Annotated in this window: 14 protein-coding genes; 3 read left to right on the plus strand and 11 right to left on the minus strand. The window is 71.0% G+C overall.

The window, feature by feature from the left end; genetic code table 11:
- Positions 1-51: 51 nt before the first annotated feature.
- The 4 genes from G472_RS0109000 to G472_RS0109015 all read right to left on the minus strand — a co-directional run bounded on the left by G472_RS0109000 (position 52) and on the right by G472_RS0109015 (position 4,591).
- A complete protein-coding gene (locus G472_RS0109000) occupies positions 52-510 on the minus strand; it encodes a flagellar basal body-associated FliL family protein (protein ID WP_051340602.1) in 459 nt (152 codons plus the stop codon).
- 182 nt (positions 511-692) lie between these two features.
- Entirely contained in the window at positions 693-2,186 is a 1,494-nt protein-coding gene (gabD, locus tag G472_RS0109005) for an NADP-dependent succinate-semialdehyde dehydrogenase (RefSeq protein ID WP_029008121.1), read from the minus strand.
- Between the two features lie 157 nt (positions 2,187-2,343).
- The gene (locus G472_RS0109010) at positions 2,344-3,903 is read right to left on the minus strand and encodes a CYTH and CHAD domain-containing protein (RefSeq protein WP_035691765.1); all 1,560 of its coding nucleotides are present in this window, start codon (positions 3,901-3,903) and stop codon (positions 2,344-2,346) included.
- A 172-nt stretch (positions 3,904-4,075) separates the two neighbouring features.
- A complete protein-coding gene (locus G472_RS0109015; RefSeq protein ID WP_029008123.1) occupies positions 4,076-4,591 on the minus strand; it encodes a SixA phosphatase family protein in 516 nt (171 codons plus the stop codon).
- Between the two features lie 150 nt (positions 4,592-4,741).
- Here G472_RS0109015 and G472_RS0109020 point away from each other — a divergent pair, with 150 nt between their 5' ends.
- Both G472_RS0109020 and G472_RS0109025 read left to right on the plus strand, forming a co-directional pair.
- Positions 4,742-6,889 carry an RNA degradosome polyphosphate kinase gene (locus G472_RS0109020; RefSeq protein WP_029008124.1) on the plus strand — a complete coding sequence of 716 codons (2,148 nt, stop codon included), beginning with the start codon at positions 4,742-4,744 and terminating at the stop codon, positions 6,887-6,889.
- A 3-nt stretch (positions 6,890-6,892) separates the two neighbouring features.
- A complete protein-coding gene (locus G472_RS0109025) occupies positions 6,893-8,395 on the plus strand; it encodes a Ppx/GppA family phosphatase (protein WP_029008125.1) in 1,503 nt (500 codons plus the stop codon).
- Positions 8,396-8,435: 40 nt separating this feature from the next.
- On the opposite strand, the gene G472_RS0109030 is transcribed toward G472_RS0109025, so the two are convergent.
- Positions 8,436-8,903 (minus strand): DUF3299 domain-containing protein, encoded by a 468-nt coding sequence (locus G472_RS0109030; protein ID WP_035691657.1) that lies wholly within the window; start codon positions 8,901-8,903, stop codon positions 8,436-8,438.
- 136 nt (positions 8,904-9,039) lie between these two features.
- Positions 9,040-9,864, minus strand: coding sequence for a sulfite exporter TauE/SafE family protein (locus tag G472_RS0109035; protein ID WP_051340603.1), 825 nt, complete (start codon positions 9,862-9,864; stop codon positions 9,040-9,042).
- Between the two features lie 209 nt (positions 9,865-10,073).
- Between G472_RS0109035 and hutG the strand changes: the two genes are divergently transcribed.
- Positions 10,074-10,895 carry an N-formylglutamate deformylase gene (gene hutG, locus G472_RS0109040; RefSeq protein ID WP_029008128.1) on the plus strand — a complete coding sequence of 274 codons (822 nt, stop codon included), beginning with the start codon at positions 10,074-10,076 and terminating at the stop codon, positions 10,893-10,895.
- Between the two features lie 16 nt (positions 10,896-10,911).
- Here hutG and G472_RS0109045 read toward each other — a convergent pair whose 3' ends face one another.
- The 5 genes from G472_RS0109045 to G472_RS0109065 all read right to left on the minus strand — a co-directional run bounded on the left by G472_RS0109045 (position 10,912) and on the right by G472_RS0109065 (position 14,978).
- Positions 10,912-11,268, minus strand: coding sequence for a hypothetical protein (locus G472_RS0109045; protein WP_029008129.1), 357 nt, complete (start codon positions 11,266-11,268; stop codon positions 10,912-10,914).
- 74 nt (positions 11,269-11,342) lie between these two features.
- Entirely contained in the window at positions 11,343-11,627 is a 285-nt protein-coding gene (locus G472_RS0109050) for a hypothetical protein (protein ID WP_029008130.1), read from the minus strand.
- A 140-nt stretch (positions 11,628-11,767) separates the two neighbouring features.
- On the minus strand, positions 11,768-12,634 hold the full coding sequence (locus tag G472_RS0109055; RefSeq protein ID WP_029008131.1) for a universal stress protein: 867 nt from the start codon (positions 12,632-12,634) through the stop codon (positions 11,768-11,770).
- A 134-nt stretch (positions 12,635-12,768) separates the two neighbouring features.
- Positions 12,769-14,319 (minus strand): bifunctional aminoglycoside phosphotransferase/ATP-binding protein, encoded by a 1,551-nt coding sequence (locus G472_RS0109060; protein WP_029008132.1) that lies wholly within the window; start codon positions 14,317-14,319, stop codon positions 12,769-12,771.
- 32 nt (positions 14,320-14,351) lie between these two features.
- Entirely contained in the window at positions 14,352-14,978 is a 627-nt protein-coding gene (locus G472_RS0109065; RefSeq protein ID WP_029008133.1) for a LysE family translocator, read from the minus strand.
- Positions 14,979-15,000 lie beyond the last annotated feature (22 nt).

Here is a 15,000-nt window from a genome sequence, read left to right on the forward strand (position 1 = left end):
TAAATTTCGCCAACCCGGCTATGCCTCTCGGATGACACGGGGGTATGGACCTCAGCGGATGATCATGCTCTCCAGAAGCACGTCTCGCACCTTCAGCGGGCGGATCTCCCGGTCGATAACGGACATGATCGTGCTCTTCAACAGGCGCGCGCCCTCCGCCCCCTGCAACCGCTCGGGCTCGATCAGGCGCACGCGGTCGCCCAGGCGGTCGGCGATGCGGGTGGCGTAGGGCTCGGTCATCCCCGGATCGACCGCCGGGTCCAGTTCGACCCTGACCTTCAGGTCCATGGACCGCGCGCCGCTCATGGCGAACGACATGGGCGGCAATGCCGCGTAGTTCTTCGCGGGGCCCATACGGGCTGTGGGGTCCATCCGCCGGTTTTCGACGACGGACATCACGGCGGCCCCGGCGCCGCCGAGAACCACCAGGCCGGCAAGCACGCCGGCGATCACCAAAGGGACCCTCAGGGACCCGTCGTCCCCGCCGCGCCGCAGCCACGGGATGCGCACCCTGCCCTCCCCCGTTTCCGCCGCAACCCGATCGCGCGGGCGGTCGAACGAGCTTACGGGAGGAAATCGGGACACGTCAAAGGAAGCCGCGGGTATGCGGTCGCATCATCGCAAATGCCCTCCCCCGCCGGAGGCGGGGGAGGGCGTTGACACCGGTCCGCCGGCAAGGACCGGCGCGACCGTCAGGCGCCGATGCCGCCCATGCACAGGTACTTGATCTCCAGGAACTCGTCGATGCCGTAGCGGGAGCCTTCGCGGCCGATGCCGCTCTCCTTGACGCCGCCGAAGGGGGCCACCTCGGTGGAGATGATGCCCTCGTTGATGCCGACGATGCCGTACTCCAGCCGCTCCGCCACCCGCCAGACGCGGCCGAGGTCGCGGGCGTAGAAATAGGCTGCGAGCCCGAACTCGGTGTCGTTGGCCATGCGCACCGCCTCCTCCTCCGTCTCGAAGCGGAAGAGCGGGGCGACGGGACCGAAGGTCTCCTCGCGGGCCACCTTCATGGCAGTGGTGACGTCGGCCAGGACGGTCGGCTCGAAGAAGGTGCCGCCCAGGGCGTGGCGCTTGCCGCCGGTGACGACGCGCGCGCCCTTGTCCAGCGCGTCCCGGATGTGCTCCTCCACCTTCTCCACCGCGGCGGCGTCGATCAGCGGCCCCTGCTGCGCCCCGTCGGTGGTCAGGCCGGGACCGACCTTCAGGGCGGCGACCGCCCCGGCCAGCTTGGCGGCGAAGGCGTCGTAGACGCCGGCCTGCACCAGCAGGCGGTTGGCGCACACACAGGTCTGCCCGGTATTGCGGTACTTCGATGCCATGGCCCCGACCACGGCGGCGTCCAGGTCGGCGTCGTCGAAGACGATGAAGGGGGCGTTGCCGCCCAGTTCCAGCGACATCTTCTTCACGGTGCCGGCGCACTGCGCCATGAGCTGCTTGCCGATCTCGGTGGAGCCGGTGAAGGACAGCTTGCGCACCGCCGGGTTGGCGGTCATCTCGCCACCGATGGCGCGGGCCGAGCCGGTGAGCACCGACAGGATGCCCGCCGGCACCCCGGCCCGCTCCGCCAGCTCGGCCATGGCGAAGGCCGACAGCGGCGTGGCGGTGGCCGGCTTGATCACCATGGGGCAGCCGGCGGCCAGCGCCGGCCCGGCCTTGCGGGTGATCATGGCAGCCGGGAAGTTCCACGGCGTGATCGCGGCGGTGACCCCGATCGGCTCCTTCAGGACGAGGATTCGGGTGCCGGCCTTATGGGTGGGAATGGTGTCGCCGTAGACGCGCTTGCCCTCTTCGGCGAACCACTCCAGGAACGAGGCGGCGTAGGCGATCTCGCCGCGCGCCTCGGCCAGGGGCTTGCCCTGCTCGGCCGTCATGATGCGCGCCAGGTCTTCCTGGTTAGCCATCATCAGGTCGTGCCAGCGGCGCAGGACGGCGGCCCGCTCCTTGGCGGTCCGGGCGCGCCAGTCCGGCCAGGCGCGCTCCGCCGCGGCGATGGCGCGGCGGGTCTCGGCGGCGCCCATGTCGGGGACGGTGGCGATCACGGTGCCGTCGGCGGGGTCGGTGACAGGGATGGTCCCGCCGCCGTCGGCGTCCACCCATTGCCCGTCCACATAGGCCCGGAAGCGCAACAGGCCGGGGTCCCGGAGCCCGAGGCGGGCGGCGCTTTCGGCGGTGTCGAGCGGCATGGTGCTTCCTCCCGGATGGTGCGTCGTTGCCGGGGAGTATAGGGACCCGGCGGCCCCTTGTTAACGCAGCCGCGGCGCCGACGCCCGGCCGGCGCGGCATCCCGCGCCTGCATCGCGCGCAGGGCAGCCATTCCCGCCGGCCGGTGCCACCGTGCCGTCACCCCCAGAACCGCGGTGCCTCGCGGAACGCCGCCCACAGGTCGGGCAGCGCCTTGCGGTGGCGGGCAGCCCGTTTGTCCAGCCGCCGGACCACCGCCGCCACCGCCGCATCGGTATCGGACGCGGCGATGCGGGCCAGCAGGTCCCTGGCCAGCCGGATGTCGTGCAGCGCGTCGAGCGCATCGAGCAGAGCATCCAGGGAGTCCAGGAGCGGGCGCACCGCCGCCGCGGGGTAGAGGCCGCGGAAGAACTCCGCGGCATAGCGCAGGCGGCGCAGGTGACGGCGCGCCCGCTCACGCCCGTCGCCGGCCGGCGGACGGCCCGTCCGCAGGGCGCGGGCGTGGCGCGCCGCCAGCCAGGCCCCCGCCGGCTCGGCCATCGGCCGGTCGCGCCGGTCACGGGCCGCGGCATCGGCGCCGGCGTGCCAGCGTCCCTCCTCCAGCCAGGCCCCCAGGTCCAGCACCAGCGCGGCGGCGCGCGGTGCCCCGATGGCGGCGCGCGCCTCGGCCGCGGGGCGGGCACGGTCGGCACGCACTGCCGCCGCCAGCGCCCCGAGACCGGGCGGCGGATCGTCGGCGGCCAGCGCGTCCAGCATCGCCAGCACCACGTCCCGGTCGCGCACGGGCCCCAGCCGGTCGGCCAGCCAGCGGGCCTCGGCGCGCAGGCGCGGCGTCTCGGGTGAGCTGATGACGTCGCCGAACAGGCGCAGTGCCGTGCGCAGCCGGCGCAGGGCGACGCGGATCTGGTGCACCCCCTCGACGTCGCCGCCGGCGAGCGCGCACGCCTCGTTGGCCAGCATGTGGCGCAGGCAGTTGCGCACGATGTGGCGGAACGCCTCGGCCACCGTGGTGAGCGGCGACAGGGCCAGCGGCGCGGCGGCGACCGGCTGCGGCGCCTCGCCGGTCAGCAGGCGGCGGCCCCGCTCCGCCTTGCTCTCGGTGGCGATACGCACGGGGACCTGCCCCTGAAGCTCCAGCGCCAGGTCGAACAGCCGGCCGATGCGGCCGGACTTCAGTTCCAGCTCCACCTCGCTGATGGGCTGGCGCCGGCCATCCGCGATGATGGCGCCGTCGTCGATGGCCACCTCCACCGCGGTCAGGGCGTCGGGGCGCAGCGTGAATACGGTGCGCCGCAGGTCGGTCTCGAAGACCGGCGCCAGGTCGCCGCGGATCTCCTCCGGCACCAGGGCTCCGGCGCCTTCGGCGTCGAGCAGCCTGAGGTCCGGCACCGCGCCGTCGAGCGGCCATTCCCATTCCCGCCGCACCGCCACCCCGGCCGAATCACCGTCGGGATCGCCCCCCACCGTCTTCAGCCCCTGGATGCGGCGCCCGCTCTCGTCCCGCAGGCGCAGGGCTACACCGCGCCCGAACAGGCGGCCGTCGGGTGTGTCGTAATAGACCGTGTGCAGCCGGCCGGTCACCGGGGGCCCATCCGCCCGACCGCGCAGCAGCGGCAGGTCGGCGACGCGGGCAAGGTCCGCCGGGTCGAGCTGCAACGTCAGCTCGACCTCTCGGGCCAGGGCGCCGGCGGGGGGCGGTGTGGTCGGGTCGGTCGACAAGGCGTGCTCCTCGGTCGCCGCTGCGGTCGCGGGTTGCATACCGCAGACGGTGGCGTCATACGGCCGGAAAATGATCACTTCCATCACTTTTCGGCCGTGAAACCCGGCAGATCAATGCCTTGGCATTGATCGTGAGGGTGATACCAACGGCACCCTTCAGGTGCCGTTGGTATCAGGCCAGCCCGCGCGGCACGATCCAGTCGATCAGGCGGCCGGAGCCTGCATCCACCTCGCACCAGCGGGCCCGGTCGAAGGCCAGCACGGCGCACGCGCCGGTGGGGAACTTCTCGCGCATCGCGGCCAGCGCCTTCGGCGGCCCCTCGCCGGCCAGCAGGGTCGCCAGTTCGTGAAGGTCGGGATTGTGGCCCACCAGCATCAGCGCCGCCACCGTATCCGGCGCATCGCGCAGCCGTTCCAGCAGAACATGGGAACCACAGAGATAGAGCCCATGTTCCCGTTCCACCGGAACATCGTGCCCGATGGCGGCCAGCACCAGGTCCGCCGTGTCGGCGGCCCGGAGCGCGGTGGAGGCGATCACCAGGTCGGGCCGCATGCCGTTGGCCTTCATGTAGGCGCCGACCCGCGGCGCCGCCTTGCGGCCGCGCGGCGCCAGGGGACGGTCGTGGTCCGCAAGGCTCGGGTCGTCGCGGGAGGATTTGGCGTGGCGCAGCAGATAGAGTGTCTTCATGGTGGGCGGTTCCGATCGATTGTGGGTGCGACCAATGAGCGTCATGCGGCTGCCGGATAAAAACGGAGTCCCCAAAACGTCATGGAGTTGGGTTAGGATTCTCCTTCGCCCGACGCCACGTGCCAACTCCGAACCAGCAGCGAGGCTGCCTTGACCGACGTGCAGGACATCGACGCGTTCTCCATCGATCCCCATTCGGCGGACCGCTTCATAAACCGCGAAATTTCCTGGCTGGCCTTCAATCAACGCGTGCTGGAGGAGGCGGCCAATCCGAATCACCCCGTTCTCGAACGCCTGCGCTTCCTGTCGATCTCGGCCAGCAACCTCGACGAATTCTACATGGTCCGGGTGGCCGGCCTGAAGGGACAGGTGGCCGCGGGGGTCAAGACGCCGACACCCGAAGGGCTGACGCCGGCCCAGCAGCTCTCGGCCGTGAACCAGCGCATCATCGACCTCATGCGCGACCAGCAGGCCATGTGGCGGGTGCTGCGCGATCATCTGGCCGAGGCCGGCATTGCGGTGGTCGAGGCGGAGGAGCTGAGCGACGCCGAGCGCGACTGGCTGGAGGCCCGGTTCCTCGACGACATCTTCCCCATCCTCACACCCATCGCCGTTGATCCGGCGCACCCCTTCCCCTTCATCCCCAACCTGGGATTCTCCCTGGCCCTGCAGCTCCACGATCCGGTGAAGGGCACCCACCTGGACGCGCTGGTGCCCCTGCCGGCGCAGCTTGAGCGCTTCATCCGCCTGCCCGGTTCGGAGATCCGCTTCATCCAGTTGGAGAAGACGGTCCTCGCCTACATCGACCGCCTGTTCCCGCCGTTCCAGGTCAAGGCGCACGGCGTGTTCCGCATCCTGCGCGACAGTGAGATCGAGATCGAGGAAGAGGCCGAGGATCTGGTCCGCACCTTCGAATCGGCCCTGAAGCGGCGGCGGCGCGGCAGCGTCATCCGGCTGGCGGTGGATTCCGGCATGGCCGTGGACCTGCGGGAGTTCCTGCGCAACGAGCTGCACGTCAACTCCGACGACGTGTTCGTGCTGGACGGGCTGATCGGCCTGTCCGACACCAAGCAGCTCATCGTGGACGAGCGGCCGGACCTGGTGTTCCGCCCCTTCAACCCCCGATTCCCGGAGCGCATCCGCGACTTCGGCGGCGATTGCTTCGCGGCGATCCGCCACAAGGACATCGTGGTCCATCACCCCTACGAGAGCTTCGATGTGGTGGTGCAGTTCCTGCGCCAGGCGGCGCGCGACCCGCAGGTGGTGGCGATCAAGCAGACCCTGTACCGCACCAGCAAGGATTCCCCCATCGTCGCCGCCCTGATCGAGGCGGCCGAGGCCGGCAAGTCGGTGACCGCGCTGGTGGAGCTGAAGGCCCGATTCGACGAGGAGGCCAACATCAGCTGGGCCCGCGCGCTGGAGCGTGCCGGCGCCCAGGTGGTCTACGGCTTCGTCGACCTGAAGACCCACGCCAAGGTCTCCCTGGTGGTGCGGCGCGAGAACAAGGCGCTGCGCTCCTACGTCCACTTCGGCACCGGCAACTATCACCCGATCACGGCCAAGATCTATACGGACATCTCGTACTTCACCTGCGATCCGGCGCTGTGCCATGACGCCGCCGTCATGTTCAACTACATGACCGGCTACGCCACGCCCAAGGTGCTGGAGAAGATCGCCATCGCGCCGATCACGCTGCGCCAGCAGCTCGTCCGGCTGATCAACGCCGAGATCGCCAACGCCGAGGCCGGCAAGCCCGCGCAGATCTGGGTGAAGCTGAACTCCCTGGTCGATGCGGAGATCATCGACAAGCTCTACGCAGCCTCGCAGAAGGGGGTGCAGATCGACCTGGTGGTGCGCGGCATCTGCTGCCTGCGGCCGGGCATCAAGGGGCTGTCGGAGAACATCCGGGTGCGCAGCATCGTCGGCCGCTTCCTGGAGCACAGCCGCATCGTCTGCTTCGCCAACGGTCACGCCCTGCCCAGCCCGCACGCCAGGATCTACATCTCCTCGGCCGACTGGATGCCGCGCAACCTGGACCGCCGGATCGAGACGCTGGTGCCCCTGGAGAATCCCACGGTGCACGAGCAGGTGCTGGACCAGATCATGGTCGCCAACCTGAAGGACGAGGCGCAGTCCTGGACGCTGGGCCCCGACGGCGTGTACACCCGCGTCGCGGCTGGCAGCGACGCGTTCAACGTCCACAGCTACTTCATGACCAACCCGAGCATGTCGGGCCGGGGCTCCGCGCTGACCAGCAAGCGCACGCCGCCGCGTCTGCGTCTCAAAACGGTGTCGTAACGCATGGCTTCCGGTTCCCCCGACCGCGCCGCTGCCGGACCCGACCGGTCCGAACGCGTCGCGGTCATCGACATCGGCTCGAACTCCATCCGCCTCGTCGTCTACGACGGCCTGAAGCGGTCGCCCCTGCCCGTGTTCAACGAAAAGGTCCTGTGCGGGCTGGGCCGCGGCGTGGAGAAGACCGGCCGCCTCAACCCCGCCGGTGTCACCCAGGCCCTGCAGAATCTGCGGCGGTTCGAACAGCTTGCCCGGGGCATGCGGGTCGGCCGTCTCGACGTGATCGCCACCGCCGCGGTGCGCGACGCCGAGGACGGTGCCGACTTCGTTACGGCGGTGCGGGACACCACCGGGCTCGCCGTGCGCGTCATCTCCGGCGAGGAGGAGGCGCGGACCGCCGCCATGGGCGTGCTGTCGGGCACGCCCGGTGCCGACGGCCTGGTGGGCGACCTGGGCGGCGGCAGCCTGGAACTGGTCAGCCTCGACCACGGCGTCATCGGCCGCCAGGTGACCCTGCCGCTGGGTCCGCTGCGCCTGATGGAGGCGTCGGGAGGCCGTTCCAACGGGCTGACCCGCACCATCGACCAGCACTTCGCCCGGCTGGACTGGCTGGAGGCGGTCCGCGGCCGCCCCTTCCACCCCGTGGGCGGTAGCTGGCGCGCCCTGGCCAAGCTGCACATGGAGCAGACCGGCCACCCGCTGCACATCATCCATCACTACTGCGTGCCCGGCGACGAGGCGCGGGAGTTCGCGGCGCTGCTGGCGCGGCAGAGCAAGTCGTCGCTGGAGAAGATGACGTCGGGATCGCGCCGGCGAATCGACACCCTGCCCTACGCCGCCCTGGTGCTGGAGCGCCTGCTGCGGGCGGTGGGTCCGTCGCAGGTGGTGTTCTCCGCCTACGGGCTGCGCGAAGGGCACCTCTACGGCCTGCTGCCGCCCGACCTGCAGCAGCAGGACCCGTTGCTGACGGCCAGCGCCGACTGGTCCCAGCGCTTCGGGCGATTCGGTGACGCGGCCCTGCTCGTCAGTTGGACCGGCGGCCTGTTCGCCGGTGAGGACCAGCCGGCGCAACGCCTGCGCCACGCCGCCTGCCTGCTGTCCGACCTGGGCTGGGCGGAACACCCGGACTACCGCGCCGATCACGCGTTCCTGCGCATCCTGCGCTTCCCCTTCCCCGGCATCGACCATGGCGAGCGCGCCTTCCTGGCGCTGGCCGTCTACGCTCGCTACGCTGGCACGCTGGACGGCGCCACCGTCGCCGGGGCGCGCGCGCTGGTGTCGGAGGCGCAGGCGATGAAGGCCCATGTGCTGGGTCTGGCGCTGCGTCTCGCCCACACCCTGACCGGCGGCGCCGCCGCCCTGTTGCAGCAGACCAGCCTGCGCCTGGATGAGGAGAAGCTGGTGCTGACCCTGCCGGAGGACGCCGGCGTCCTCGATGGCGACGTGGTGCAGCGCCGCCTCGACTCGCTGGCGCGGCTCCTCAACCGGACGGGGGCGATCGCCGCCTGACGGCGACCGCCCCTGTCAACCATAGAGGGGCTCCGCCCCGTCAACCATAGAGCGGCTCCGCCCCGTCCAGCCGGTAGAACAGGCCGTCGTGCGGATGCAGGCGCAGGGTTCCAGCAATCACCAGGGGATTCCGGCTCTCCGCCAGAGGCTCGCGCACCTCCACCCGCACCATGGTGGCCGGGCCCGGCCGCTCGCAGGCGGGGCAGCCGACCGGGTTGGCCGCCAGAATGAAGCGGCTGTGCCGGGTGCCCTCGCGCAGGGGCACCATGAAGCCGCGCAGCCGGACGGTGAGCCCCTCCAGCTCCCGCACGGCGGCGGGGAACTCGGGTTCGGCGCGGTGATTGAGGCGGGCCTGCGCCAAATCCCGCCACGGGGCGGTGAAAGGATCGGCGGGCAAATGGAAGCGGCTGACGGGATGTACGGGCTCCGCGGCGCCGACGGACCAGATGGCCCAGCCGGCAACGGGCGCGAGAGCCAGGGGCATAAGCACCTGTCGGCGCGTCGTCATGGCAATCCTCCCCATGGATGACGCAGGCGCTCCCGGGTGACGGTGCCCGATCGTTCCGGGTCTTGCCTGTCGCGGCCTGCGGCGTGCCGTCCGGCGACGGTTCTTGATTGGGGTGGAGTGTTGCGGAGTCGGCGGGCTACGTCAACAGCCCGTAGAACATGCGCAGCGACGTCAGCCCGAGGAAAAAGGCGAAGGCCCGGCGGAGATTCCGGGGGTCCAGACTGTGCGCCAGGCGTGCCCCCAATGGAGCGGTCAGCATGCTCACCGGTGCGATCAGCAACAGGCCCAGCAGGCTGACGTAGCCCAGCGACAGGGGCGGACGCCCCGGCGCATCCAGGCCGGCGATGATGAAGCCGATGGAGCCGGGCACCGCGATGATCAGCCCCAGTGCCGCCGACGTGCCGACCGCCCGCCGGATGGGATAGTTGCACAGCACCAGCGTCGGCACCGTCAGCGTGCCGCCGCCGATCCCCATCATCGCCGAAAAGGCACCGATGGTCGCGGCCGTCAGGCCCTTGAACACGCCGCGCGGCGGCGTGTCGGAGAGGCGGGTTTCCTGGGTGGTGACCGTCATATGGACGGCCACCGCCAGGGCCACCACGGCGAACACCGCGGTCAGCACGGCGCCGCGCATCGCGCCGGCCAGCACCGTGCCGACCAGCACCCCCAGCGCCACCCAGGGCGCCCAGGACCGCAGAAGGTCCCGGTCGACCGAATCGCGCCTGATGTGGGAGCGGATCGAGGAGATCGAGGTGGGAATGATCGACGCCAGCGACGTGCCGACGGCCAGGTGCATCTTGACGTGCTCCTCCACCCCGATCAGGCCGAGCAGATGGAACAGCACCGGTACGATCACGATACCGCCGCCGACGCCCAGCAGGCCGGCCAGGACACCGGCGCTGACGCCGGCAATCAGGAGAACGAGGCCGAACAGGGCAAGCGACAGGGGATCGAAAGGCACGGGACGAAGGACCGCTTGGGAATGGAGTGGGCGACTATAGGCCGAAGGCCCCGGGCAATCCACCGATCGTGCATGCACCGCACACCACGCAGCCCCCCGCTGCGCCGTCAAATGGCATAACAGAAACGTAATACGATTTGACGTCGCGCGCCGGCATTCCCATAATTTCGCAGTGCGGCAAACTTCCGTGCCGCTGCGAGGTCGCCCCGATGGACACGTACCGTTTCCAGCCCGGTGAAACGCCGGTGTTGCTCAGCATTCCCCACGTCGGCACGGCTCTGCCGCCGGATGTCGCGGCGCGCATGACCGATGCGGCGCGGGCGGTGCCGGACACCGATTGGCACCTCGACCGGCTGTACCATTTCGCCCCCGCCCTCGGGATCGGCTACCTGAAGGCGACCGTCTCACGCTATGTGGTGGACCTGAACCGCGATCCCGGCGGGGCGGCGCTGTATCAGGGGGCCGACAACACGGAACTGTGCCCCCTCACCACCTTCGACCACGTACCCCTGTACCGCGACGGCGAGGAGCCGGACGCCGCCGAGGTGGCCAGCCGCATCGAGACGTACTGGCGGCCCTACCATGACCGGCTGCGCGGCGAACTGGAGGCGCTGCGCGCCCGCTTCGGCGTCGCCGTGCTGTTCGACGCACACTCCATCCGCTCCCGCGTGCCGCGCTTCTTCGAGGGGGACCTGCCCGACTTCAACGTCGGCACCGCCGACGGCGCCAGCGCCTCCCCGACGCTGGCGTCGCGCATGATGAACGTGCTCAGCGTCACCGACGCCTACAGCAGCGTGCTCAACGGTCGCTTCAAGGGCGGCTACATCACCCGCGCCTATGGCAATCCCGACGGGGACATCCATACCGTCCAACTCGAACTCTCGCAGCACACCTATATGGAAGAGGACGCGCCCTTCCGATATCGCGACGACCGCGCGGCCCTGGTGCGTCCGTGCCTGGAGCATCTGTTGACCGTCGTCGTCGAATGGGCGCGCGAAGCCGCCCGGGCGAAGCGCCGCAGCGGGGCGTGACGCGCCCCGCTGCCGGTCACCGCACGCTGGCCACCCGGAACGTCCGCAGTTCCCCGTCGTGCTCGGTGATCGATACATAGTCACCGGGGTTGAAGGTGTGACGGTCGAAGCGGAAGATCGGCTCCTCCTCGTCGTCCTCATCGTCGTAATGGAAGGCCCAACGGCTGCCGCGGTGGATCAGCCGTCCGTCCATGGGCGCCTCGCCGCGCCAGAACCGGCGCACCGTGCAGCGGTCGCGGGCCTGCCGCCACTCCTCGGCGTCGAAGTGGCCGTCGGCGGTGAGCGGCGCGACGAACTCATATCCGTGATCGGCGCTCCCTTCGGGATGCTGCGGCGTGCGCGCCAGTTCCAGGCGGATCTTCCTGAGCGGCATGGTATTCCTCCCCGTTGCTGCACCTTGCATGGTGCGCCCTTCTCCGCCCCGCCCGCACGCCGGGTCCGACGGCCTCAGGCGACGGCATTGCGCCCGGTGTACAGGGCGGGATGGTGGGCCATGAACGTGCACAGGACCAGCGACAGTTCGCCGGCGTGGCGCATGTTGCCGCGCCGCCGCGCCCGTTCGATGTCGTCACGGATGTAGGTGGCGATTCGGCGCTGCCCGTCGGCACTGCCTTCCAGGCAGCAACCCAGCTCGACGGCCAGCATTTCCGGAACGTGTTCGTGTTCGGCGATGGCGTCGATCTCGGCTTCGGTGAGGCCGCTGAGGCCGATGCAGTCGTCGATGGTCAGCATGACACGGTTCCTCCCGGGGTCGGTATACCGGCCCTTCGGGAGTGACGACCCCCGGCGCACGAGCGAACGCCCGCCTTGCGGCGAAGCCTCGCCCGTGCGCCGGCGACCCGGCGGCGCCCCCGTCGTCCGGGGGGCCCGCGTCAATGGGCCATCAGCACCGGCAGGCCGGCGTGGTTGAGGACGTATCGGGTCACACCGCCGAGGATCATTTCGCGCATGCGGCTGTGGCCGTACCCGCCCATGACGACCAGGTCGGCGCCCAGTTCCGTCGCCTTCACCATCAGGCTCTGGCCGACGGGCTCCGATCCGGTTTTAACAATAGTTAACTGACAGTTAACCCCGTGCCAAGCCAGATAATCGGCAATGCGTCGACCGGTCGCAGCCTCGGTGACCGACGTCTCCGCCGTCAGGATGTGGACCGCATCGGCCCGGCGCAGGAAAGGCATGGCGTCGGCGACGGCCCGCGCCGCCTCGGCGTTGCCGTTCCAGGCCACGGCCACGGAGCGGCCGATGGTGGCCGGCCCGTCCTTGGGCGCCAGCAGAAGCGGGCGGGACGACGCCAGCAGGGCCGATTCCACCGTGGCCAGCGTCTGCCCTTCGGTGTCCAGCGCGGTGTGGGCGAAGACCAGCAGATCGCTGAGCCGCCCCTCGCGCGGCACCACCTCCTCCGCACGCCCCACCACCTCGCGCCAGCGCGCCGACGCCGCGGGCTCGGCGGCCGGGATGTCGCGCAGATCGATGCCGGCGCCCTGAACGGCCGCCTCGAACGCCCCGCGCGCCACGCTGAGGTGGGAGTTCGCCTCGGCCTCGGCGGCGCGCATGATCTCGTCCACCATGGCGCCGGACATGCCTTCGCCCAGCATCGGAACGGCGTCGCGCGGATCCAGCTTCACGAACAGCGCATCGACGTGCGCATCGAAGGAGCGCGCGACGGACATCGCCGCCGACAGCGCGACCGGATCGGTGTCGGTGCCCGCCAGCGGCACAAGGATCGTTTTCAAGGACACGGTCATTCCCCCCAAGGGCCGTCTCGGGCAGGCCCTTCGTTCGTAGTCCCTGCACGTGCAGGTCGCGGGCGCCCGGGCGCCCCAATCCCCGGCATCATACGCCGGGATTCCCCCGTCTGTCCGCTGCGAAAGGGTTAGGACAGCCTTTCGCGGGCGGCGTCGAGCACGGCGGCGGGGTCACCGCCGGCCGCCACAGGCACCCAGTCGAGGGGGCCCGGATCGTAGGACTCCTGCCGATGCACCACCTCCGCCGTGGCGTCCGACGCGTCGCCGCAACGGCCGGTGACCCGTTGCTCCCGCACCGGCGCCGGCGCCTCCAGCCACACCCCGTGGAAGGGTACGCCGGCCGCCGCCGCCACCGCTGCGATGGCCTGCCGTTCCTCCGGGCGGGCGTACACGGCGTCGGCCACCACCGCGTGCCCGGCCGCCAGCGCCGCCGCCGCCGCATCGGCGATGGCAGCATACACCGCGGCGGTGGCGGCGGGGGTGTATGCCTCGGGCGGCAGGCGGGTGGTCTCCGCGACACCGTGCAGGCGCTTGCGCAGCACGTCGCTGCGCAACACCACCGCCCCCGGCGCCGGGCCGATGGCGGGCGCCAGGCCGCGGGCGACCGTTGTCTTGCCGGTGCCCGACAGGCCGCCGACGGCGACCAGGCGCGGCGGCGGCGGCTCCAGGGAGGCCAGCGCCTGCTCCAGGTAGCGCCGCGCGTCGGCGCGCAGGCCCGCCGCCCGCTCCCCGTCCTCCTGCGCCGCGGCGGCTGCGGCGTCCACCTTGGCGCGCACGGCCGCCCGCACCGACAGGAACAGCGGCAGCAGCGCCAGGCCGCCATGCTCCCCCGTCACCTCCAGATAGCGGTTGAGCACCGCGTTGCCGAGCGGCCGCAGGCCCCGGTGGTCCAGGTCCATCAGCAGGAAGGCGAGGTCGTACAGCACGTCGACCACCGCCAGGGAGTCGTCGAACTCGATGCAGTCGAACAGGGTCGGCCGGCCGTCGTGCAGCACGATGTTGCGCAGGTGCAGGTCGCCGTGGCAGTGGCGCACCCGCCCGGCGTCCCGCCGGGCGTCCATCAAAGCCCCGTGCCGTGCCAGGGCGGTGCGCGACGCCGCCGCCAGCCGATCCACCAGGGGCGGCGGGAACAGGGCCGGGGACTGCGCCAGCTCCGCCAGGTTGCCGTCCGAGACAGCGGCCATGGCCGCCGCACCGCCGGCGTCACGTCGCTCCGGTGCGGCGGCGTGGAAGGCCGCGATGGCGTCGGCCAGGTGCCGCATCAGGTCGGGTGTCAACGCCCCGCGCCCGGCCATCCGGTCGAACAGCCGGTCGCCGTCGAAGCGGTGCATGACCACCACCCAGTCCAGCACGGCGCCGCTGCCGCCCGTGGCCAGGGTGCCGTCGGAACGGCGCACCACGGGCTCAACCGCCCGGTAGAGGTCAGGGGCGGTGCGGCGGTTCAGCGCCAGTTCCGCCTCGCAGGCGGCGCGGCGCCGCTCGCGGGTCGAGAAGTCCATGTAGGGAAAGCGCACCGCCCTCTTCAGCTTCAGTGCCCGGTCGCCGGCCAGAAACACGATGGCGCCGTGGGTGTCAATGCGCTCCACCGGCTGGCCGCCGTGGGTGCCCGGGTCCTCCAGGAAGGCGATGACGGCGTCCTGGCCGCCGGCGGCGTCGACATCGGAGTCAGCGTCGGTCATGGGCCTCCTCCTCGCGGCACGGTGGCGCACGTTCAGGTGCGGCTGGCCGTGGTCAGCAGGCCGCCGATGCCGATGAACGTGGTGCCCGTCACCCGGTTGAACCAGCGTCCGTTGCGCCCCAGCCAGGGTGCCAGGCGTTGCGCCGCGCCGGCCAGCGCCAGCTCATAGAGGAACTCCACCACCGCGAAGGTGCCCCCCAGCACCAGGAACTGCAGCCAGAACGGATCCTCGGGGCGCATGAACTGCGGCAGGAAAGCGGCGAAGAAGATCAGCGCCTTGGGGTTGGACACGGCGACCAGGAAGCCCTGGACGAACAGCCGCGCCACCCCGACCTCCTCCGTCGCCGGAGCCGCGCCATCCTCCGGCACGCGGGGCGGCGGGGCGCGCCACAGCCGGACGCCGAGATAGACGAGGTAGGCGGCACCGACCCATTTGGCGATGGTGAACGCCATTTCCGACGCCGCCAGCAGCACGCCCAGGCCGGCCAGCGACGCGGCGACCAGCACCATGAATCCGGTGACGCCGCCGGCTGCCGTCGCCACCGTCCGCGCGAAGCCGAAGCGCACGCCATGGGTCAGCGACAGCAGACCGTTGGGGCCGGGCGTCAGCGACAGCCCGATGGCCGCAACCACATAAACCAGCCAGAGATCGACGCTCACCGCACCCTCCACCCGTGTCCGA

It is taken from the genome of Azospirillum halopraeferens DSM 3675, from assembly GCF_000429625.1.
In the GTDB taxonomy this organism is placed as follows: Bacteria; Pseudomonadota; Alphaproteobacteria; order Azospirillales; family Azospirillaceae; genus Azospirillum; species Azospirillum halopraeferens.